The sequence below is a fragment of the Collinsella aerofaciens genome (assembly GCF_039062315.1).
Lineage (GTDB): Bacteria > Actinomycetota > Coriobacteriia > Coriobacteriales > Coriobacteriaceae > Collinsella > Collinsella aerofaciens_BG.
The window spans coordinates 1-20757 of the sequence record NZ_JBCJBG010000008.1; the positions used below are offsets into that span (position 1 = coordinate 1).

Here is a 20757-nt window from a genome sequence, read left to right on the forward strand (position 1 = left end):
CGCAACCGGTGAAACCGCCTTTGCGCGAACGGCGCGCCTGTTTAGCGAAACTGGTGAAAAATAGATTGACGCTAACAACATCGGGAGGTTCCCGGACCACGACCACCTGGCCTCGTACTGCGGCATAGCCCCGAGGGTGAGGAGCTCCGGCACGTCGGTGAGGTCGGTCAGGGCGTCCAGGCGCGGCGACGCGAGGCTCAAGTCCCTGCTGATCTTCTCGTGCAACAGCCTGGTGAGGTCCTCGGGGCGCTACGGCGAGTACTACCGGGCCTGCAGGGCGCGGGGCATGGGGCACGGGCGGGCGCTCAAGGCCGTCGCGAGGAAGCGGCTCAGGGCGATATACGCCGTGATGCGCGACCGGGTGCCCTACCGGGAGTAGCCCCGACGGTTGACAAAACTATAGGAACACCCAATGACTACGCAAAAAACGAGCGAGGATCATGGGACCCTCGCTCGTTTTTGTTTTAGGCGATGTTTCGACCGTGCGGCTACTTGTCGGCAGCGGTCTTTTTGGTGGTCGACTTCTTCGCGGTCGTCTTCTTGGCGGCAGTGGCTTTCTTAGCCGTGGTCTTCTTTGCCGCCGTGGTCTTCTTCGCCGTGCTCGCCTTGGTCGCAGTCTTGCGGCCGCGGGCGGGCTTCTTCTCCTTGGTCGGGCAGTCCATGTTGACGCAGATACGCCACGGACCGCGCGCCGTGTTGACCACCACGATGGGAGCGCCGCACTCGGGACAGGTCTCGCCCGTCGCCTCGAGTTTTCCACGCGCCGGCAGCGGATAGCTCACGCCGCAATCGTCATAGTTGGTGCAGCGGATAAAGCGCTTGCCGCTCTTCTCGCTCTTGTGTGCGATCAGGTCGCCATGGCGTCCGGCCTCGGCACACACCTTGCACTCACCCACCTTAAGGTCGGGCTCGTAGTTGGTGGGGCACGTGGGGTTCACGCAGATCTCGAAGGCCTTCTGGCGGAACGGCTGGCACTTAATGCGCGGCGCACCGCACTCGGGGCACACGGCGGCCTCGCCCTCGAGCGGGCTTACCTTGACGCCACTCGGCACCGGATAGGTCACGTCGCAGTCGGGCCATCCCATGCAGCCGATAAAGCTGCCGCGGGTCTTGGCGCTCGTCTTCATAACCAAATCCTTGCCGCACTTGGGGCAGGCGCCCACGCGCGCATCGGCCGTGACGGCGTCGCTGATGGCGTCGCCCAGCTCCTGCGTATGCTTGAGCAGCTCGTCGAGCACGCCGGCCAGCAGCGCGCGCGAGTGCGTCACGACATGCTCTTCGGTGTCCTCGCCGCGCTCCACGCGGGTCATGTCGCCGTCGAGCTCGCTGGTCATATCGGGGCTCGTGATGCGCGGGGCAAACCGCGACAGCGCATCGATGATGGCGATACCCAGCTGGCTCGGCTCCACGGGATCGTTTTTGAGATAGCGCACGGCGTACAGGCGCTCGATGATGCTCGCGCGCGTGGACTTGGTACCCAGGCCGCGCTTTTCCATCTCCTGCACGAGCTTGCCCTGGCTGTAGCGCGCGGGCGGCTCGGTCTGCTTGGCCTCGAGCTTAATGTCGAACACGTCGACCGTATCGCCCTGCTCCAGCGGCGGCATCTGCTCGTCGCGCTTGAGACCGTACGGGTATGCCTCGCGGAAACCGGGGGTCACGAGCACATCGCCCGAAGCCACGAACGGCTCGCCGTTCACATCGAGCTCGAGCTTGGTGTTCTCGATGGTCGCAGGCCCCATGAGCGTCGCCAGGAAGCGGCGGGCGATGAGGTCGTAGAGCTTGCGCTGGCCGCCATCGAGCGCGGACGGGTCGCCCTCGCCCGTAGGATAGATAGGCGGGTGGTCGGTGGTCTCGACCTTGCCGCGCGTGGGCTTCATGGGACCGGCGAGCACCTTTTTGCACACGGGCGCCAGCGCCGGGTTGATCTTTGCCAGGTCGCTCACCACGGCACCCAGATCGAGCGTCGCAGGGTACACGGTATTGTCGACACGCGGGTAGCTGATGAGACCGGCCATGTAGAGGGACTCGGCGATGCGCATGGTACGCGCAGGCGAGATGCCCTCGGCCGCGGCGGCAGCCTGCAGCGAGGTGGTCGCAAACGGCGTGGGCGGCTGCTGCTTGCGCGAACGCTTGGTCACCGCGGCGACGGTTGCCGTCGCAACGCCGTCAACATGGCCGTATGCCGTCTCGGCAGCATTTTTGTCGGTAAAACGCGCCGTCTTGTGCGCAATCTTAAAGCGGTCGTCCTCGGCAGCACCCTGTGCGGCGCCCATGCCGCGGATCTGCCAATAGTCCTCGGGCACAAACGCCATGCGCTCGCGCTCGCGCTCGACCACCAGGGCAAGCGTCGGCGTCTGCACACGGCCGGCAGAGCGCACGTTACCAAAGCCGCCAAACTTGGCGAGCGTCAGGTAGCGCGTGAGCACCGCACCCCAAATGAGGTCGATGTGCTGGCGGCTCTCGCCGGCGTCGGCCAGATTCTGGTCGAGCGAGACGAGATTATCGAAGGCCTGCGTGATCTCGGCCTTGGTAAACGAAGAATACTGGGCGCGGGCGACCGGCAGGTCGGGCGCAACCTCGCGCACCTTGTTGAGGGCGTCCGAACCGATCAGCTCGCCCTCGCGATCGAAGTCCGTGGCGATGATGACACTGTCAGACTTCTTGGCAAGGTTCTTGAGCGAGCGAATGAGCTCTTTCTCGGCCGGCCGCTTAATGACGGGCGCCCAGGTGAGGTAAGGCAGGCTTTCGAGCTTCCAGCCCTTGATAGAAATGCCGTCGGCAAGGAACGGCTTGCGCTTGGTGTCGTAAGGCGGACGAGCCAGGCCATCGGGCATGTCGGCCGGCAGTATCTCACCGTCCTCGGTGACCGAATACCAGCCCAGCTTTTTATCGAACAGCACGCTGTCGCAAAAATCGGGCGCAAGGATGTGACCGGCAAGGCCGATCGTCACGCACTCCTCGCCCTTCCACTCAAAACGGTAGATGGCGGTGTTGTACACCTTGTCCTTTTTGGGCTTGCCCGTGGACAGACGCTCGGCAATCTGACGCGCGGCGTCGTTTTTCTCGGCGATGATGAGCTTCAAAAGAGGCTCCTATCTCGTATCTCTGCGGCTACGCCCGCCCGTATGGCGGCCGACTTACGCCCTTGCTTGCTCAATCTGCCCGATGAGCCAATCGCACCAGGCATCCATGCCCTCGCCCTTACGCGCGCTAACGGAAAACCGCGGCGCCTGCGGATTGAGGTCATCGAGTGTCTTAGTATACCTATCCATGTCAAAATCGAAAGCCGGGGCCACATCGACCTTGTTGAGCAGCTGCGCGCCGGCGTGCTGGAAGATGCCCGGGTACTTGATGGGCTTGTCGTCGCCCTCGGGCACCGAGAGAATCATGATGGACAGGTTTTCGCCCAGGTCAAAGTCGACTGGGCAGACCAGGTTACCCACGTTTTCGATAAAGATGACGTCGATGTTTTGAAGACCCACAGCCTGGTCGAAGGCGTCAACGGCCTCCATGATCATATTGCCCTCGAGATGGCACAGGCCGCCCGTGTTGATCTGGATGGCGGGCATGCCGGCTTCCTTCATGGTGATGGCGTCGACATCCGAGGCGATATCGCCCTCGATGACGGCACAGCGCAGGCCGGCCTTGTCACGTAGACGCTCGTTGGTGCCCAGGATCGCGGTAGTCTTGCCCGAGCCGGGGCTTGACAGCACATTGATCACATAGGTGTTTGTCTCTTTAAATCGCTGTCGCAGCTGATCTGCCAGGCGCTCATTGCGCGACAGAATCGGCGACGCGATATCAATCGTTTTCTCGGCCATATTCGGCACTCCTTAATTTCCAACATTTATACCCCGTCCCCAGGTGGCTGGCGGGCTAATCGTCGGGGGTTTCGATTTCTATACTGGCGATGTCGAGCTCGCGGCCGTGCAGTAGGCGCACATTGGCGCCACCGCACTGGGGACAACGGCAATGGAAGCGGTCGTGCTCAAAGACCTCGCCGCAGTCCAGACACTCGCTTTGTGGATGGACTTCCTCTACGGCAAGCTCGCAGCCGCGCGTGAGCGGGTCCTCGTCGCGAAATGTCTCCCATGCAAAGTCGAGTGCCTCGCGCACGACCTCGGTCATATCCCCGATACGCAGCGTTACCAAAACGGCGCGCGAGGCCCCCGCCCCACGCGCCGCGCGAATCACTGTATCGAGTATGCCGTTGACAATGCCAACCTCGTGCATACCGATTTACTCCTCGTCGTCCTCGTCGTCCGAGAACAGGTCCAGACGACTCACGAACAAGCCCTCCTTGCCCTCGCGCGCGGTAATGACCACACGGGCGATGGCAAGCGAAATCTCGTAGAGCGAGAGCAGGGCGCCATACATAAGGCCCAGCGTAACGGGCGAGCCGTCGGGCGTAATCACAGCCGAGCCCACAAGCAGACCAACATATACGAAACGCCAGGCACTGCGGAAGGCCGCGTAGGACACGATGTGGAAGACGGACAGGTAGAAGATGATGAGCGGCAGCTCAAACGCCACACCAAAGCCGATCATAAAGAGCAGCTCCATGTTGACGTAGTTCTCCAGATCGGGCAGCGCCGTGGCGACGGCCGAAGTCTCGCCGATGAGCCACTCAAAGCCCGCAGGGATGATGATGAAGTAGCAGAAGATTGCGCCCAGGAAGAACAGCACCGTCGAGGCGAGCACCGTGGGTACGACCCATTTGCGCTCGTTGGGGCGAAGCGCCGGCAGGAAAAATGCCAGAATCTGCCAGATGATCATGGGCGTGCACATGACCACGGCCATCTTGATGGCCAACGAGAAGCGCAGGCCAAAGCCGCCGAGCGTGGTGGTGATGTAGAACTTACCGTCCGGCACAAAGGAGCGGATGGGATCTTCCAGGATGTCGAGCACAACAGGCGTGGCGAAATACAGCACGATAGCGGCGGCAAACACCGACACGACCACGATGGTCAGGCGGCGACGGAGCTCTCCCAGGTGATCGAAGAGCGGCATACGCGCAGGTCCGATAGGCATTACTCATCGCCTCCCTTCGGGGCGTCGGCGGCAGCGGCGTCGTCCTCGGCCTCGAGCTCGCGAGCGAGCTGGTCGACGACGGCCTTGCGCTTGCGGGGACGACGAGCGTAGAGGTCAGCCGTCGTGGGCTCTGCCGGCTCGGGCTCGGGCTCCGGCTCTGCAGCAGGCTCGGGCTCGACGGCGGCATCGGCAGGCTCGGCCTTGGCGGGCTCGGCGCTCTCAACCTCTTCAGCAGCACCTTCGCCCTCGGTGGCACCCTCGCTCGCGGCCTTCTCAGCGGCAAGGCGGGCACGGCGCTCGGCAAAGGTCTCCTTCTTTGCGGGCGCGGCCGTCTCGACGGCATCCTCGTCCGCATCGGAATCGTCATCGACGACAGCCTTCTTGGGCTTGACCGGAGCCGACGCGGCCTCGCTTACCGGATCGATGATCTCGGACTGAACAACGGCCGTCATCTTTTCCTGCGTCTCGCGGAACTGACGGATGGCACGGCCGATCGTGCGGCCCATCTGCGGGAGCTTATCCGGGCCAAACAGCAAAAAGCCGAAGACCACGATGATCGCGAGCTCACCCTCTCCAATACCAAACACACATACCTCCAAGGCTCGATGTGAGTCGAGCCCGCACCGCGCCATTCGGCCGGAACTCGTCTATTCATTCGGTCAAGTATAGCGCCCGGACGCCAAAACGTCCGAGCGCATCACAAACATATGCCAAACGGCACGCCCTTTTGGGGGCAAAGATTATGCCGCCGTGATCGAAATCTCCTGGTCGACGCCCAGCAGCTGAACCACGCGCATCACCTGGGGCTGCACATTAGTGCAGCTAAAGCGCTTACCGTGGTCGACCGCGTGGTGCGCGGCGCCCACGAGCACGCCAATGCCCGTCGAATCGATGTAGCTCACCTGGGCAAAATCGAGCTCAACGGCCTCAGTGGGCTGCTCGAGCGCCAGGTCGATAGCATTGCGCAGGCTATCGGCGTTAGAGATATCGATCTCGCCAGTTACCTTAATGGTGTAGATCTCCGGCGTGGGGTTGGTGGAAATACCCAAATCCATGTATACGCTCCTTTACGTATCGAAAGTGCGGATAGTACTGGGCGCGGACTTGCGGGGCCCTAGGCGTTAGGCGCGCTCGGCACGAGCAAGCTCGGCAGCGACAAGCTTAACGGCCAGCACCAGCACGTCGAGCGCGGCCTCCAGGTCATCGACCGTGGGATAGCTCGGCGCGATGCGGATGTTGGTGTCGCGCGGATCCTTGCCATAAGGCCAGGTGGCACCAGCCGGCGTAAGCTTGACGCCCAGGTCGGCACAAAGCGCTGCGACCTTTTGGGCCGAGCCCTCGGGACCATCAAAGCTCACAAAGTAGCCGCCGCGGGGATGCGTCCAAGTGGCGCAACCCGTATCGCCCAGGCCCTCGGTGAGCTTACGCTCAACGGCCTCAAAGCGCGGGCGCAAGAACTCGGCATGCTTTTTCATGTGCTCCTTGACCGCCTCGATGGTGGGAAGGAAACGCACGTGACGCAGCTGGTTGAGCTTGTCGGCGCTGATGAGGCCGGCCTTCAGGCGCTTGGAGAACTCCGCGATAACCGCGGGGCTCGCACCGATAAAGCCGATGCCGGCGCCCGGGAAGGTGATCTTGGACGTCGAGGCAAAGGCCACCACGCGATCCTCGGTGCCCGCCGCGCGAGCGAGGTCGAAGATATTGGCGAGCTCGTCGGTCTCGTCGTACAGGTCGTGCACGCAGTAGGCGTTGTCCCAGAAGATGCGGAAATCGGGCGCGGCCGTGGGCATCTCGACCAGGCGACGCACGGTGTCCTCGCTAAAGGTGATGCCCGTGGGGTTGGAATACTTGGGCACGCACCAGATGCCCTTGATGGAGTTGTCGGCGGCAACCAGGCGCTCGACCTCGTCCATGTCGGGGCCGTTGTCGGTCATCGCGACGGGGACATTCTCGATACCCAGGTCGGCGGTGATGCCAAAGTGACGGTCGTAGCCGGGAACAGGGCACAGGAACTTGACTTTCTTGCCGTCGTGCGCGGCCTCGTAAGCCTCCCAAGGCTCGCTGCCGCACGAACCGCAGCGCCAAAACATGCCGGCGATATCGTGCTCGATCAGAAGGCTCGACGAACCCAGTACGAGCGTCTGCTCGGCAGGGCAACCCAGGAACTCCCCCGCCAGCTTGCGCGCCGAGGGAATGCCCTCAAAGCAACCGTAGTTTGAGCAGTCGACGTTGCCGTCGTGCAGATCGGCATCGGCATTGAGGATATCGAGCATGGGTCGAGAGATGTCCACCTGGGAGGGCGACGGCTTGCCGCGGGCCATGTCGAGCGCCAGGCCCTTGGCCTTGACCTCGGCGACCTCGGCTTTGAGCGCCTCGATGGCGGCATCGAGTTCGGTGGTTTCCATCTTCTGGTAGATCGTCTGCATGGGTGCGACCTTTCGCGAAGCGGGACGTTGCAGTTCGTCTAAGTATAGACCGCCACCGCCGCAACGGCATGAAGCCGTGATAGATTAAGTTCATCGCAATGATTTACGAATCGCCGCGCATGCCGGCGTGGGGCGCCCAAGGAGGCACTATGGAGTACGGATCGTTTCAGGCCGAGGAATTCGGCGACCTGCAGCGCCTGGTCGACGGACTGTTTTACGACCGCCACGCCATCGACCGCCTGGATCTCATCGTGCAGGCCGAGATCTTGGACCTGGCGCCCGACCTCATGGAAATCGTGAACCTTTTGCCGCCCGGCTACTACGACCGCCAGTCACTTTGTGACCAGCTCAACTCCGCCTTGGCCGCCCACGGCTGGGGCGCCGTCTACGGAACGGTGGAATAAGCCTAGTCATTTAAGAACGTCCCCATTGACTAAAACGCCGCTTGTGATGGTGTCCACAGGCGGCGTTTTCAAACTTGTATATGCTTTTACTTGTCTTTGGGCGCGGGGTGTTTGCAGACCACGCTCATGTAGATCATACCGAGCACGGCAGCGGTGACCGAACCGGCAAGGATGGCGGCCTTGGCAGCCAGAACCTCAAACTGGGCCGTCGGGAAGGCAAGGCCGCTGATGAGGATCGACATGGTGAAGCCGATGCCGCCCAGAATGCCCACACCGGCAATCATGTGCCAGTTAACGTTATGCGGCAGCTCGCAGACCCTAAACTTAACCAGGGCAAACGTCATGCCAAAGATACCAATCGGCTTGCCCAGCAGCATGCCAAAGTACACGCCGAGCGTCACCGGGTCGGTGAGCAGCGTGCTCATGTCCACGCCCACTAGGCGAACCTGTGCGTTCACGAACGCAAAGATCGGCAGAATCACAAAGTTGACCGGCGTGGAGATCAGACGCTCCATGCGGATGAGCGGCGGGGTCACGCGGTGCATGACGCGCTCGACCCTGGTGGTCGAGACGGTAAAGTCATGCTGGCCCAAGATGTGCGCCTCGTCGTCGTAGCGGTCATCAAGCAGCGGCAGGCACTCGCCCAACCAATCGGTGAGGCTATCGAGCTTGACGCCGCACTTGGCCGGGATGGTAAAGGCCAAGATGACGCCGGCGAGCGTGGCATGTACGCCGCTCTTGAACATGCAGAACCACAACAGCAGACCCAGTACCGAATACGGGGCAAGGCGGTAATGCTGCGTCTTGTTGAGCCACACGAGCGCGCAGGTCACAAGCGCAGCGGCGCCCAACCAAAACGGATTGGGGCTCTGACCGTAGAAGATGGCGATGGCGGCGATGGAGATAAGGTCGTCGGCGATGGCGAGCGTCGAGAAGAACACGCGCACGCCGTTGGGCACGCGGTTGCCCAAAAGCGACAGCACGCCCAGCGCAAAGGCAATATCGGTTGCCATGGGGATGGCCCAACCGTTGCGGGCGCCGGCATGGTTAAAGATCAGGTAGATGCAGGCGGGAACGACGACGCCGCCCACGGCCGCCAGCATGGGAAGCATGGCCTGACGCGGATTCTTGAGCTCGCCGACCGTCATCTCGTACTTAAGCTCAATGCCCACCAACAAAAAGAAAATCGCCATGAGGAAGTCGTTGACGAAAAGCTCAACGGTGAGACCGGCCGTAAGGTTGCCCAGACCCACATACAGCGGGGTCTCCAAAAAGTGATGGATGGCCTCGTAGGCATCGGTATTGGCGCAAATGACGGCGGCGATGGCGGCGAAGACCATGACGGCGGCGGAAATCGTGCCGTTCTCGGCGATGCGCTCCCAAATGTCGTGGCGTTCAAAGCGCTTGCGCTCACGGACGTTGAACAGCTGCTCAGTTGCTGCCATGGGCGGCTCCTTTCACGGGAAAGCTCCCGTCTTAAAAAAGCACGGCCCGCCCAAGTGGCGGCGCCGCGCTCTAACGTATTACGCTTGCATCTAGCCTACCCTGCACGACAAGCACGCAGGCGCGGCCGAAAAGCGGAACCACAGGTTGAACATTATTTGCTCAACGGCACGGGCACGCCTGTCCAAGAGACGACGCGGCGCATGCACAAAAAACGACCGGAGCGCGGGGCGTCCGCGATCCGGTCGTGGCGTTCGGTCAACTAAACCTAGCAGGCGGCCATGATGGGGGCAGCGACCTGCTTCTTACGGGAGAGGACGCCCGGCATCCAAACGCCGTCGTGCTCGTCGGCAATGCCCAAGCCCTTCTGAGCGGCCTCGGTCTCGCCCTCGAGCAGAACCTGCGAGCCCTCCTCCATGATGTCGGTGATGCACAGGACAATGCCGTCAGCACCCTTCTCGGCGGCGTAGGCGCGCATGGCCTCGCGAATCTCGTCGATCATGCCGAGTGCGCGGGTCTTGTCGACGGTCTCGTACTGGCCGATGAGCAGCTTCTTGCCGGCGGGCTCGAACATCTTGATGTCGTTGCCGACCATCTCGGCAGCGGTGAAGGAGCCGGACGGGCGGGTAAGGAAGACCTCCATGCCAAACTTGACCGGGTCGACGCCCACCTGCTCGCCGAGCTTGGCGGCGACGGCGCGGTCGACATCGGTGGTGGTGGGGCTCTTGAGCATGAGCGTGTCGGTCATCATGGCCGAAAGCAGCAGCTTGGCCTGGACGTCGGAAAGCTCAACGCCGAGCACGCCGGCGAGCTTGGTGACGATGGTGCAGCTGGAGCCCCAGGGCAGGCAGATGTAGTGCAGCGGGCCGGCGGTCTCGAAGTCGCCGATGCGGTGATGATCGACAACACCAAAGACCGTGGCGTCCTTAAGGCCGGCGACGGACTGGGCGGACTCGTTGTGGTCGGTGAGGACGACGAGCTGACCGGCCTCGACGGACTCGATCACGCGGGGCTCGGCGATGCCGGCGTCGGCGAGCAGCTTGGCGGACTCGGCCGGAAGCTGACCAAGGGCGCAGGCCTCGTAGGTGTTGCCGGCATACTCAACCTGGTTGAGCAGCTGGGACAGGACGACGGCGCTCATGATGGCGTCGTTATCGGGGTTCTGGTGACCAAAGACAAGAACGTTTGCCATGGATATCCTCCACTTGATATGTGTACTTGGACGTAGCTATGGTAGCACGCCGATGCCGAGCCTTCGCAGACGGAAGGGCCACGGCATATTTTGTGGCAGGTATGGGGGCCAAGGCTGTCCCTTTTGCACCATGTTGGTGCAAAGTAACCTGACCCCCTTGCACCAGCTATTTACCGGCGGCGCGCAGGGCTACGTAGGCGGCACCGATGATGCCGGCGTCGTTTCCGAGCGAAGCGACCTTAATGGGCGTCTCGCGCGAGGCGGAAAGCGCGTAGCGCTGGAAGTGCTCGCGAACCTTATCGAGGTAGACATCGGCCGAAGCGGACGCGCCGCCACCGATCAGGAACATCTCGGGGTCGACCACGTTGGCGATAAGTGCCAGAGCACGACCGAGATAGTCAGCCATGGTATCGGCAGCTGCCAGCGCGAGCTTGTCGCCCTCGCGGCAGGCCTGGAACACGTCCTTGGAATCGGAGGGGCCGGTGAGCTCGATGGGCTCGACGCCCGCCTTCTTGCACTCGGCCAGGTAATTGCTCACCACGCCGGTGGCGCTGGAATACTGCTCCAGGTGGCCATGGCCGCCACAGCCGCAGGTGCGCTCCTCGGCCGGGTTCAGGCACATGTGGCCAATCTCGCCGCCGGCACCCACAACGCCCGACACCACGTCGCCGTTAACGATAACGCCGCCGCCCACGCCGGTACCGATGGTGACCATCACCACGTTCTGCACGCCCTTGGCAGAACCGAGCCAGGCCTCGCCCATGGCAGCGGCGTTGGCATCGTTCTCATACTTAACGACCGCATCAGGGCAGTGCTCCTGGATGGCGATCTTGAGCTCGGGCAGGTTAATGGCAATGTTGGCCTTGACCTTGGCATCGCCCGACGCCGGGATGGGGCACGGAACGGCCAGGCCAATGCCTGCCACAAAGGCGCGCGGAATCTGCGCCTTGGCGACCACCTGGTCGATAGCCTCGGTCACCGCGGCAAAGCCCGCAGCGTCAACGATGGGAGGCGTGGGCACGCTGGCCTTGGCCAGCAGATTTCCGTCCTCGTCGAACAGGCCCTCCTTAACCGAAGTGCCGCCGACGTCGATGCCGATGTAGTACTGCTTGGGTTCCATGGGGGCCCACCTTTCTCGTTTAAACATTGCCTGTATGGTACCGCTCCCAAAGCAAAAACCTACCAAAAAGGGACAGGTTTGTTTTGGCAGGTTTTATCTGGGGAAACGCAAATGGCCGCTTAACACGACATTACTCATATGTCTATCTATTTAGAGCGCTCTGATTTATATGCAAAGCGACTTTTAATTATATCTTTCTCGAACTTTTTCAATATATAATAGGGATGCTTAGGTGTTAACTATACTTTCTTTTATACTCAATCAAGTTGGAAAGGAGGTTCCATGATTCCCAAATACGAGGCGATAGCTGCAGATATTCGTCGAAGTATCGAGGATGGCGCTCTTAAACCGGGCGACAAGCTTCCCACCGTCGTTGAGTTCTGCGAGCTCTATAGCGTTTCCAAAATCACCGTCAAACGAGCTATCGAGCAAATCACCGAGGAAGGTCTTATTACCAGCCGTCGTGGATCGGGTACCTACGTTAAGGACACGGCGGGGCTTCCCGGCCAGGCGTTTTTCCAGGGCAAAAACGACCGTGCCCAGGGTTTTTCGTATGAGCACCGCGGGGAGAAGGTGACCTCGGTGGTCTACGATTTCTCGATTGTTAATCCACCAGCGGACATCGCAGCCCAGCTGGGAATTGCCGAGGATGACTTTGCCTATCACATCGTGCGCGTGCGTCAGGCCGATGAGAAGCCCATCGTTATCGAGTACACCTACATGCCGCTCGAGCTGATTCCGGGCCTTAAAAAGAAGGACCTGTACGGATCGGTCTACCGCTTTGTCCGCGAGCAATGCGGGCTGAAGATTTCGAGCTTCCACCGCACCATTCGCGCCGTGGCAGCAACCGAGGAAGAAGCCGATCGCCTGGACACCAAACCTGGCTCTCCCCTGCTCGAGCTCACCCAGATTGGCTTTTTGGACAGCGGCGCGGCCTTTGAGTATTCGGTCTCGCGCAACGTTGGCGACCGCTTTGAGTTGTACAACGTAACGTTGGCATAGGTTTTTGTAGTCATCCGGGCGCTCGCTTTGAACAGTTTTACGCAGCGCCCGCGCAACACAATGGGGGTATGAATATGTCCGATTTGATTAAGCTGACGCCGATCTTCCACGAGAAGATCTGGGGCGGACGCCAGCTCGAAACCGTATTTGGCTACGACATTCCCGATGGCCCCATCGGTGAGTGCTGGGCCATCTCGGCCCACCCCAACGGCGACTGCCAGATTGCGGAGGGCCCGTATGCCGGCCACACGCTGTCGTGGCTGTGGGCCGAGCATCGCGAGCTCTTTGGCAACTGCGAGGGCAAGGAGTTCCCGCTGCTCATTAAGATTCTGGACGCCAAGGACGACCTTTCGATCCAGATTCATCCCAACGACGAGTACGCTGCCGAGCACGAGAACGGTAGCCTGGGCAAAACCGAGTGTTGGTATGTGCTGGACTGCGAGCCCGACGCCACGATCATCGTCGGCCAGCGTGCCAAGGACCGCGCCGAGGCCGCACAAATGATCGAGGAAGGACGTTGGGACGACATGCTCAACGTGTTGCCGATTCACAAGGGCGACTTTTTCCAGATTGATTCCGGTACCGTGCACGCCATCAAGACCGGCACGCTCATTTTGGAGACGCAGCAGTCGAGCGACGTGACGTATCGTCTGTACGACTACGACCGTCCCGGCACCGACGGCAACCTGCGCCCGCTGCACATTGAGCAGAGCCTCGACTGCATCGACTTTGATGCTCAGGCTCCGACCGACGGCACGGTGACCGCGCCCGAGGTGGACGGCGTGACCGAGCTCGAGTCCAACCCCTGCTACACCGTCGATCGCGTGCGCGTCGACGGCAGCAAAACCATCGACCAGCGCTGGCCCTTCATGTGCCTGTCGGTCATCGACGGCGAAGGCACCGTCTGCGGCGACCCCGTCCACAAGGGAAGCCACCTGCTAGCTCCGAGCACCGTCAGCTCCATTGACCTCGAAGGCAAGATGGAACTGATCATCAGCCACCTCTAGTTTGCAACAACAACCAAAACGAAACAAGGGGCTCCCCCGTTCATCAACGGGGGAGCCCCTACTCGTATCTATATATCAGCCCACCCAGCTCTCCAGATCAAAAAGCGGACGAGCAAAGCGACGTTCGCGAGCAACGTTATCTAAGGTCCTGGGCGGGCGTATGGGGCAACATCGATCGCGAGTTCCGCACGAGCCGGAGAGCACTTAATGTGCTCTCCGTGCGAGCAGGACTGCCCGAGCAGGCGATGTTGCCCCATACGCCCGCCCAGGTCCGCCGGGATTATGACAGCTTGACGATCGGAGCGAATCCCTTCATGAGCTTTTTGGTCTGGCCGGTCTTTTCGAACTGGACCTCGATCATGTCTCCGGCGACCGAGATCACGGTACCCGTGCCAAAGGTCTTATGGCTCACGGTATCGCCCGCGGCAAAGTCCTGCGATGCGCTGGCGCGATCGACCTTGCGCTCCACCGTCGGGGACACCTTGGACGACGGCTTTTTGGCTCGCGGCGCGCCCGAGCCAAAGGTCGAGGCAACACGGCCGGCGTCGGGCGAGACCCCACGATGGCGCTCGGTCCCGTAGCTGCTGCCGCCAAAGAAATCGTCAAAGCTCGATCCACCGCGCGAACCGGAACCGCCGGTCGAGCGCGTATGCGAGCCAAACACCTTGCCGCCATACATATCCGAACCCATGCCCGAGCCAAAGGTGCCGTGACGGTCGCCGCGCTTCTCCCAGCCCGTGCCTTCAAAACCGGCAGAACCGATACCGCTAAACTCGATATCCTCAAACGGAATCTCATTGAGAAAGCGCGAGCGTGGGTTGGCAGAGGTCGAGCCGTAGGTGCGACGCGTGGCCGCATAGGTCAAGAACAGGCGCTTACGAGCGCGCGTAATGGCAACGTAGGCCAGGCGACGCTCCTCCTCGAGCTTACCCGGGTCATCGCTGCCGCCAAAGTCGTGCACGTGCGGGAAGATGCCCTCCTCCATGCCAGCCACGAACACCGCAGGGAACTCCAGGCCCTTGGCGGAGTGGATGGTCATCATGGTGATGGCATGCGTCTCGCCGGCCAGGGAATCCAAGTCGGAGCGCAGGGCCAGCCACTCCATGAGTGCCGGCAGCGCCTTACAGGTGAGCGGACCGTAGGTGCGCTCAATCTCGTCGGCATGCACGGCACCCGCCGGCATCTCCGTCGGCGCGGCATACGCGTTGCCCGCGATGGCGGCGGCCAGGGCATCCTGCGGAGACAGCGCCGGAGCAGCCAGGCTATCGAGCGGATTGGAGCCCGCGGCATCGCGCGCGCCGACGAGTGCCTCAAACGAGGATGCCGGGGCAGATGGCCCCGGTTCGGGCGCGGGCGCGCTCACCACGACGGGCTCGGGCTCGGCGCCGGCAGGCACGTCGGCAACACCGGCTGCGCGCAGCTCTTCCAAGCTCTCGAGCGTACCCTCGATGTCCTCGTGCGTCTCCTCAAATTCGGCAGCGACGCCCAGGAATTCCTGGATGTTCTCGGCGCGGCTCTCGGACTCCATGGTGCCCTCGGCGCGGAAAGCCTGCAGTAGGCCCGTCTTATCGACAATCATCTCGACAACGTCCTTGAGCTCGCCGTCCATGCGGCGACCCTCGCGCACCAGCGACACAAAGCTCGACAGGCCGTTGCGCACCTTGGCGCTAAACATGCCGGTTTCGGCACACGCGATCTCGCAAGCCTGGAAGAACGAGCAACGGTTGTCGCGCGCCAGCTGCTCGATTTTTTGGATCGAGGTGGAGCCGATACCGCGGCGCGGTGTGTTGATGACGCGCTTGACGCTCATCTCGTCGGCCGGGTTCACGATCATCTTAAGGTAGGCCATGACGTCGCGGATCTCGGCACGGTCGAAGAATCGCGTGCCGCCCACGATCTTGTAGGGCACGCCCGCGCGCAGGAACATATCTTCGAGGATACGCGACTGGGCGTTGGTGCGATAGAACACGGCGATGTCGTCGTAGCTCGTGCCTTTGGCATGCAGTTTCTCGATCTCGCCGGCAATCCAGCGACCCTCGTCGCGTTCGTCGCTCGCCTGGAAGGCCTGGATCTTCTCGCCATCGCCCTCGGCCGTAAACAGGCGCTTGTCCTTGCGCTGCGAGTTGTGGCGCACCACGGCGTTGGCGGCGCTCAGGATGTGACCCGTAGAGCGATAGTTCTGCTCCAGCTTGACGGTCTTGCAGTTTTTAAAGTCCTTCTCAAAGTCCAGGATGTTGGTGATGTCGGCGCCACGCCAGCTGTAAATGGACTGGTCATCGTCGCCCACGACCATGAGGTTTTGATACTTAGCGGCCAGCAGGTTGGCGATCTCGTACTGGACGTGGTTGGTGTCCTGATACTCGTCGACGCTAATGTAGCGGAAGCGCTCTTGGTACTTATTGAGCACCTCGGGGCGGGTGCGCAGCAGCTCGAGCGCGCGCACGAGCAGGTCGTCAAAGTCCATCGCATTGGCGGCGCGCAGGCGGCGCTCCAGCTCTAGGTAGACCTGCGCGGCCTTTTTGTCGTTGGGGCTATCGGCGCTCTTGAGCATGTCCTCGGGGCCGATCATGGCGTTTTTGGCCGAGCTAATCTTGCTGCGGATCATGTTGATGGGGAACTGCTTTTGCTCGATGCCGAGCGCCTGCATAATGTCGCGCACCATGCGCTTTGAGTCATCGTCATCGTAGATGGTGAACTGGCCGGTGTAGCCCAACAGGTCGGCGTCCTCGCGCAGCATGCGCACGCACATAGCATGGAAGGTGCACACCCACATGCCACGGGTGCCGCTGGGAATGAGTGCCGCCAGACGCTCGCGCATCTCTGCCGCAGCCTTGTTGGTAAACGTAATGGCAAGAACCTGCCAAGGCTTAACACCCAGGTCGCCGAGCATATGTGCGATGCGGAAGGTCAAGACGCGGGTCTTGCCCGAGCCGGCGCCGGCGAGCACCAGCAACGGGCCCTCGGTGGACAGGACCGCCTCGCGCTGGGCGGGATTAAGGCTGTCGATGTCGACGAGCGGTTTGGCGGGCTTGGGCGCCGGCGCGGGAGCGTCGTAGATGTCGAGCGGAACGAGCTCGGGCTCCGGCGCAGCGGGGGCGGTGTATGCATCGAGCGGCACGGGTTCCGGCGCGGGCGGTACGGGTACCGCGGCGTTCTTTTCCCAGGGCAGGGGCTGGGTCATGGGCGACTCCTCATCTGACGGACGGCGCGCCTGCGGGCAGCGCCATAGTTTGAGCCGTACCAGTATACCGAGCCGCGCGGACACCGACGCAAATCACACCACGACTCCGTGCGTCACCGTCAGGCCCGCCCCAGCGGATTTGGCGCAAAGTAACCTGTCCCCATTGCACCAAAAAGGCGGCATAGACCTTTTGGTCATGCCGCCCCCTTTGAATGACAAGTTGTCGCTCTGGCCGCCGCGCAGCGTCAACCAAGTTACAGGCCGAGCATAGGCTCCAGAACGAAGAAGTATGCGAGCACCACGATGCCCAGAATGATGCGATAGACGCCGAAGCACTTGAAGTCGTGACGGCGGACGAAGCCCATGAGCCACTTGATGGCGATGAGCGACACCACAAAGGCCACAACGCAGCCCACGCCCAGGATAGCGACCTCGTTGGCGCCGAACGTACCGCCCTTGATGAAATACTTGACCAGCTTGAGCGCACTCGCGCCAAACATGACAGGGATGGCCAGGAAGAACGTAAACTTGGACGCCACCGAACGCGTGCAGCCCAAAAGCAGGCCGCCGATGATGGTGGAACCGGAGCGCGACGTGCCCGGAATCAGCGAGAGCACCTGAAAGCATCCGATGCCCAGTGCGGTCTTCCAACTTAGGTCCTCGAGCGTGGTGATGGAACCAAAGTCCAGATCCTCGTCCTCGTCATCGTCCTCGGCAACATCTGCCGCGGGCGCCGCAAAGTGTGCACCGGCGGGACGTCCACCCGACACCACAGCACGCGAACCAAACGAACCGGCAACGGCCATTTCCTCGCGCTTGCTCGCGCGCCAGTTCTCGATCACGATAAACAGCACGCCGTACACAATGAGCGCCAGCGCCACGACGGGAGCATTGTAGAAATGCTCCTCCATCCAGTCGTTGAGCGGCAGACCGATCGCCGCCGCAGGAATGCAGCCGAGCACAATCTTGCCCCACAGCACCCAGGTGTCGCGACGGCCCTCCTTGCCCTTGCTGGGCGAGAACGGATTGAGCTCATGGAAGAACAGCACACAGACGGCCAGAATGGCGCCGAGCTGAATCACGACCAGGAACATATTCCAGAACGTCTCGCTCACGTTCATCTTGACGAACTCGTCCACCAAGATCATGTGACCGGTCGACGAAACAGGCAGCCATTCGGTGATGCCCTCGACCAGGCCCATGAAGGCAGATTTTAGAAGCTCGATAATATCCAAAGGGACCCCCTCGTTAGACACCCGCCGATATTGTTCTGCGGACGGTGCGGGCGATGTCCCATTATCAACCGTTGGCGGCGCGCCTGCGCCTACCCTTACCAAAAAACTCGCCCGTTCACAGAATTGCGAGCGGTCAAACCCAAATCCTTGGGTATAACTGCAACAAGATAAAGTGTCCGGCGGCCGACGCGCCCGCGCCCGCCCGATGCACGAGCCCCGCGCCCGTGCGATAGACCAAGGAGGAAACCATGAACGAGGGCTACACCAAGGTATTTGTTTCACTCGACGGTACTGAGCAGCAGGATTTTGTGCTCGCACGCGCCATCAAGGTCGCCGCGAACAACGGCGCCAAGCTGATTATCGGCCACGTTATCGATTCCACGGCACTCGAGAGCGCCGGTTCCTATCCGGTCGATCTGGTCAACGGCCTGGAGGAGGCATTTAAGAACTCCATCGCCAAGCAGCTCGAAGAGGCCAAGGCCAATCCCGATATTCCCGAGGTCGAGGTCATGATTCGCGCCGGCCGCATTCGCGAGACGCTCAAGGACGAGATGCTCGACGTGGTTAAGCCCGACCTGGTGCTCTGCGGCGCCCGCGGCCTGTCCTCAATCAAGTATGCGCTGCTGGGTTCGATTTCGACGTTCCTGCTGCGCAACACGGACTGCGACATCTTGGTCGTGAAGTAGCGTTGCTCCCACCGGCCGCGGGGCCTGCGGGGTTTCCACGGGCACGTCCTCGCCGCGTTGCGGCTGCGGGATGTGCCCTTAGGAAACCCCTCCCGGCCCCGCGGCCTTCGCAGCCTTACTTCAACGAGTTGTCTGATAGAAAAATGGCGTGCCGTCCCGTTTGGGGCGGCACGTTTTGTTTGGGCGGACGTCTGCCGCGTGCGTTACTCGAAATATTGAAACTTATTCGTTGAAAAAGCGAATGTTACGACAAAGCCTTCGCCGGAATCGGATGCCGCGGTGACGTCGATGCCCATCTTGGAGCACAGACGCGCCACCAGGTAGAGGCCGATGCCCGTTGCGCGCTTGGTGGTACGGCCGTTGTCGCCGGTAAAGCCCTTCTCGAACACGCGCGGCAGGTCGGCCGCGCTCACGCCGCAGCCGTTGTCCGCGACGGTAAGCTCGATGCGCTCGCTCGCCAGGCCCTCGTCCAGCAACGCACCCGAAAACACGATCTTTGCGCCGTCCTCACGCGCATATTTAATGCTGTTCTGAATGAGCTGGCCCAGAATAAACTCGAGCCACTTCTCGTCGGTAAAGACCTCAAAGTCGAGGTTCTCGCACACCGGCGCCACGTGTGCCGCGATGAGCTCACGCGCATTGGCCTTGATTGCGCCCGTCACCAGAGCCTTGAGGTTCCAACGTCGAATCAGGTAATCGCGCTCCACAACCTCCGAGCGCGCGTAGTACAGCGCCTGGTCGATATAGCGCTCCACGCGAGCCAGCTCGCGACCGAGGTCATCTACGCGCGACAGGTCATCTTCGCTGCCGTCCAGGTTTTCCAAAATCAGATGGGCTGCCGCCAGAGGCAGCTTGGCCTCGTGGACCCAGCTCTCGATATAGTCGCGATAGTCATCGGTCTGGCGCCTGCCTTCGGCAACCTCGTCACAAGCGGTTTTGCCCACCCGACGCAAGACCTCATACTCGAGCTCGCCCTCGGCATAGGTCGGACATTGCACCATCTCCTGCACCCATGCGGGACTCTCGAGCTCCTCTGCCGCACGCTCCAGCTGGCGCAGAAAACGACGACGGCGCGCGTATTCGATCACGATGCCAAGCATGCCAAAGATAAAGGACACGCCGACCGCCACGACCACGATAGAGACGGGTGCACCGGCGACCGTCAGCACAAAGCAGCTCAGCAGCACGCCGCACGTCCACACGGCGACGGGAAGCAGCGCGTCTTTAAAGAACTTGCCAAACGACATAGCCGGCCCCTAGACCGAATAGCCTTGGCCGCGGTGCGTTGTCAAATACCCCTTGATGCCGATTTTTTCGAGCGTGGTGCGCAGGCGGTTGATGTTGACGGTGAGCGTATTGTCGTCCACGAAGGCGTCGGAGTCCCACAGGTCCTGCATGATGGCCGAGCGCGAAACAATCTTGCCCGCGCGGCTCAGAAGCAGTGAGAGGATACGCAGCTCGTTTTTGGTGAGCTCGGTGCTAGTGCCGGTTTGCGTGTTGGTAACCATGGAGCGGGCGAGGTCGAGCTCCAGCCCCTTGTGGACAAGTGTGCTGCGCTCGCCTGCCGCCGCGGTGCGACGCAGCAGTGCGTTGATGCGCGCCACGAGCACACGGGCGCTGTAGGGCTTGGGAACAAAGTCGTCCGCGCCGAGCGTCATGGCCATGACCTCGTCGATCTCGGTCGTGCGCGACGTGAGGACGATAATGGGAACCTCGGATTCGCGGCGAACCTCGTGGCAGATATGCTGGCCGTCCTTGACGGGAAGTGTGAGGTCGAGCAGCACCAGGTCGGGCGCGGCGGCGAGAATATCGCGCGAGACATGCTCAAACGATTCGCAGGCCTCGATTTCAAACCCGGCGCGGGCAAGGATGTCGATAAGCTCACGACGAATGGGCTCGTCGTCCTCAACGACATAGATCAGCGCCATGTGTCCTCCCATTTCGCGTAACTTGCACCTTCCACACCATTATGCCCACGGCGTCGCAACGATACGACCCCGTGGGCACCTAATATGACAAAAGTGTTCGAT

At 61.6% G+C, this 20757-nt stretch carries 20 protein-coding genes; 5 read left to right on the top strand and 15 right to left on the bottom strand.

Features of this window, described 5'->3' with window-relative positions:
• Positions 1–225 (bottom strand): hypothetical protein (locus ABCP74_RS05600; protein WP_343001146.1); only part of this gene is annotated, 225 nt, incomplete at its 3' end.
• Here ABCP74_RS05600 and ABCP74_RS05605 point away from each other — a divergent pair.
• The gene (locus ABCP74_RS05605; protein WP_117790903.1) at positions 125–379 is read left to right on the top strand and encodes a transposase; all 255 of its coding nucleotides are present in this window, start codon (positions 125–127) and stop codon (positions 377–379) included. The two genes, ABCP74_RS05600 and ABCP74_RS05605, sit on opposite strands and share 101 nt — an antisense overlap.
• 109 nt (positions 380–488) lie before the next feature.
• Here the strand turns inward: ABCP74_RS05605 and ABCP74_RS05610 are convergent, their stop codons facing one another.
• From ABCP74_RS05610 to ABCP74_RS05640, 7 genes are all read right to left on the bottom strand, one after another.
• Positions 489–3083 (bottom strand): DNA topoisomerase I, encoded by a 2595-nt coding sequence (locus ABCP74_RS05610; protein ID WP_343001147.1) that lies wholly within the window; start codon positions 3081–3083, stop codon positions 489–491.
• A 54-nt stretch (positions 3084–3137) separates the two neighbouring features.
• Positions 3138–3821, bottom strand: a complete 684-nt coding sequence (gene hypB, locus ABCP74_RS05615; protein ID WP_343001148.1) for a hydrogenase nickel incorporation protein HypB — start codon at positions 3819–3821, stop codon at positions 3138–3140.
• A gap of 55 nt (positions 3822–3876) precedes the next feature.
• Complete coding sequence (hypA, locus tag ABCP74_RS05620; RefSeq protein WP_117565013.1) at positions 3877–4233, bottom strand: hydrogenase maturation nickel metallochaperone HypA; 357 nt, start codon at positions 4231–4233, stop codon at positions 3877–3879.
• Positions 4234–4239: 6 nt separating this feature from the next.
• On the bottom strand, positions 4240–5031 hold the full coding sequence (gene tatC / locus ABCP74_RS05625) for a twin-arginine translocase subunit TatC (RefSeq protein WP_171025188.1): 792 nt from the start codon (positions 5029–5031) through the stop codon (positions 4240–4242).
• The gene (locus ABCP74_RS05630; RefSeq protein WP_343001149.1) at positions 5031–5618 is read right to left on the bottom strand and encodes a Sec-independent protein translocase subunit TatA/TatB; all 588 of its coding nucleotides are present in this window, start codon (positions 5616–5618) and stop codon (positions 5031–5033) included. The genes tatC and ABCP74_RS05630 overlap by 1 nt, the downstream gene beginning before the upstream one ends.
• A 153-nt stretch (positions 5619–5771) precedes the next feature.
• On the bottom strand, positions 5772–6086 hold the full coding sequence (locus ABCP74_RS05635; RefSeq protein WP_117769921.1) for an STAS domain-containing protein: 315 nt from the start codon (positions 6084–6086) through the stop codon (positions 5772–5774).
• Between the two features lie 66 nt (positions 6087–6152).
• Entirely contained in the window at positions 6153–7457 is a 1305-nt protein-coding gene (locus tag ABCP74_RS05640) for an aspartate aminotransferase type Ic (RefSeq protein WP_343001150.1), read from the bottom strand.
• 149 nt (positions 7458–7606) lie between these two features.
• Here ABCP74_RS05640 and ABCP74_RS05645 point away from each other — a divergent pair, with 149 nt between their 5' ends.
• Positions 7607–7861 (top strand): hypothetical protein, encoded by a 255-nt coding sequence (locus tag ABCP74_RS05645; RefSeq protein WP_022093864.1) that lies wholly within the window; start codon positions 7607–7609, stop codon positions 7859–7861.
• 86 nt (positions 7862–7947) lie between these two features.
• Here the strand turns inward: ABCP74_RS05645 and nhaA are convergent, their stop codons facing one another.
• The 3 genes from nhaA to ABCP74_RS05660 all read right to left on the bottom strand — a co-directional run bounded on the left by nhaA (position 7948) and on the right by ABCP74_RS05660 (position 11616).
• On the bottom strand, positions 7948–9306 hold the full coding sequence (nhaA, locus tag ABCP74_RS05650; RefSeq protein ID WP_343001151.1) for a Na+/H+ antiporter NhaA: 1359 nt from the start codon (positions 9304–9306) through the stop codon (positions 7948–7950).
• A 266-nt stretch (positions 9307–9572) separates the two neighbouring features.
• Positions 9573–10496, bottom strand: coding sequence for a manganese-dependent inorganic pyrophosphatase (locus tag ABCP74_RS05655; RefSeq protein WP_118226883.1), 924 nt, complete (start codon positions 10494–10496; stop codon positions 9573–9575).
• 166 nt (positions 10497–10662) lie between these two features.
• Complete coding sequence (locus ABCP74_RS05660) at positions 10663–11616, bottom strand: ROK family protein (RefSeq protein ID WP_226812558.1); 954 nt, start codon at positions 11614–11616, stop codon at positions 10663–10665.
• Positions 11617–11898: 282 nt separating this feature from the next.
• Here ABCP74_RS05660 and ABCP74_RS05665 point away from each other — a divergent pair, with 282 nt between their 5' ends.
• Both ABCP74_RS05665 and manA read left to right on the top strand, forming a co-directional pair.
• Positions 11899–12618, top strand: coding sequence for a GntR family transcriptional regulator (locus ABCP74_RS05665; RefSeq protein WP_343001152.1), 720 nt, complete (start codon positions 11899–11901; stop codon positions 12616–12618).
• A gap of 74 nt (positions 12619–12692) precedes the next feature.
• Positions 12693–13625, top strand: coding sequence for a mannose-6-phosphate isomerase, class I (gene manA, locus ABCP74_RS05670; RefSeq protein WP_425458547.1), 933 nt, complete (start codon positions 12693–12695; stop codon positions 13623–13625).
• 280 nt (positions 13626–13905) lie between these two features.
• Here the strand turns inward: manA and ABCP74_RS05675 are convergent, their stop codons facing one another.
• Together ABCP74_RS05675 and ABCP74_RS05680 are read right to left on the bottom strand one after the other, a co-directional pair.
• Positions 13906–16806, bottom strand: coding sequence for an ATP-dependent helicase (locus ABCP74_RS05675; protein ID WP_343001154.1), 2901 nt, complete (start codon positions 16804–16806; stop codon positions 13906–13908).
• Positions 16807–17060: 254 nt separating this feature from the next.
• A complete protein-coding gene (locus ABCP74_RS05680) occupies positions 17061–18041 on the bottom strand; it encodes an undecaprenyl-diphosphate phosphatase (protein ID WP_343001155.1) in 981 nt (326 codons plus the stop codon).
• 248 nt (positions 18042–18289) lie between these two features.
• Between ABCP74_RS05680 and ABCP74_RS05685 the strand changes: the two genes are divergently transcribed.
• Positions 18290–18727 (top strand): universal stress protein, encoded by a 438-nt coding sequence (locus ABCP74_RS05685; RefSeq protein WP_006235921.1) that lies wholly within the window; start codon positions 18290–18292, stop codon positions 18725–18727.
• A 203-nt stretch (positions 18728–18930) separates the two neighbouring features.
• Here the strand turns inward: ABCP74_RS05685 and ABCP74_RS05690 are convergent, their stop codons facing one another.
• On the bottom strand, positions 18931–19974 hold the full coding sequence (locus tag ABCP74_RS05690) for a sensor histidine kinase (RefSeq protein ID WP_343011743.1): 1044 nt from the start codon (positions 19972–19974) through the stop codon (positions 18931–18933).
• A gap of 9 nt (positions 19975–19983) precedes the next feature.
• Entirely contained in the window at positions 19984–20655 is a 672-nt protein-coding gene (locus ABCP74_RS05695) for a response regulator transcription factor (RefSeq protein WP_215693267.1), read from the bottom strand.
• Between the last annotated feature and the right edge of the window lie 102 nt (positions 20656–20757).

Excerpts from the sequence above, each read along its gene's own strand:
- ABCP74_RS05685 (WP_006235921.1), top strand. The coding sequence starts at position 18,290 with ATGAACGAGGGCTACACCAAGGTATTTGTTTCACTCGACGGTACTGAG.
- ABCP74_RS05635 (WP_117769921.1), bottom strand. The coding sequence starts at position 6,086 with ATGGATTTGGGTATTTCCACCAACCCCACGCCGGAGATCTACACCATT.
- ABCP74_RS05675 (WP_343001154.1), bottom strand. The coding sequence starts at position 16,806 with ATGACCCAGCCCCTGCCCTGGGAAAAGAACGCCGCGGTACCCGTACCG.
- ABCP74_RS05695 (WP_215693267.1), bottom strand. The coding sequence starts at position 20,655 with ATGGCGCTGATCTATGTCGTTGAGGACGACGAGCCCATTCGTCGTGAG.
- ABCP74_RS05645 (WP_022093864.1), top strand. The coding sequence starts at position 7,607 with ATGGAGTACGGATCGTTTCAGGCCGAGGAATTCGGCGACCTGCAGCGC.
- ABCP74_RS05640 (WP_343001150.1), bottom strand. The coding sequence starts at position 7,457 with ATGCAGACGATCTACCAGAAGATGGAAACCACCGAACTCGATGCCGCC.
- manA (WP_425458547.1), top strand. The coding sequence starts at position 12,693 with ATGTCCGATTTGATTAAGCTGACGCCGATCTTCCACGAGAAGATCTGG.
- tatC (WP_171025188.1), bottom strand. The coding sequence starts at position 5,031 with ATGCCTATCGGACCTGCGCGTATGCCGCTCTTCGATCACCTGGGAGAG.
- hypA (WP_117565013.1), bottom strand. The coding sequence starts at position 4,233 with ATGCACGAGGTTGGCATTGTCAACGGCATACTCGATACAGTGATTCGC.
- ABCP74_RS05660 (WP_226812558.1), bottom strand. The coding sequence starts at position 11,616 with ATGGAACCCAAGCAGTACTACATCGGCATCGACGTCGGCGGCACTTCG.
- hypB (WP_343001148.1), bottom strand. The coding sequence starts at position 3,821 with ATGGCCGAGAAAACGATTGATATCGCGTCGCCGATTCTGTCGCGCAAT.
- ABCP74_RS05655 (WP_118226883.1), bottom strand. The coding sequence starts at position 10,496 with ATGGCAAACGTTCTTGTCTTTGGTCACCAGAACCCCGATAACGACGCC.
- ABCP74_RS05665 (WP_343001152.1), top strand. The coding sequence starts at position 11,899 with ATGATTCCCAAATACGAGGCGATAGCTGCAGATATTCGTCGAAGTATC.
- nhaA (WP_343001151.1), bottom strand. The coding sequence starts at position 9,306 with ATGGCAGCAACTGAGCAGCTGTTCAACGTCCGTGAGCGCAAGCGCTTT.
- ABCP74_RS05690 (WP_343011743.1), bottom strand. The coding sequence starts at position 19,974 with ATGTCGTTTGGCAAGTTCTTTAAAGACGCGCTGCTTCCCGTCGCCGTG.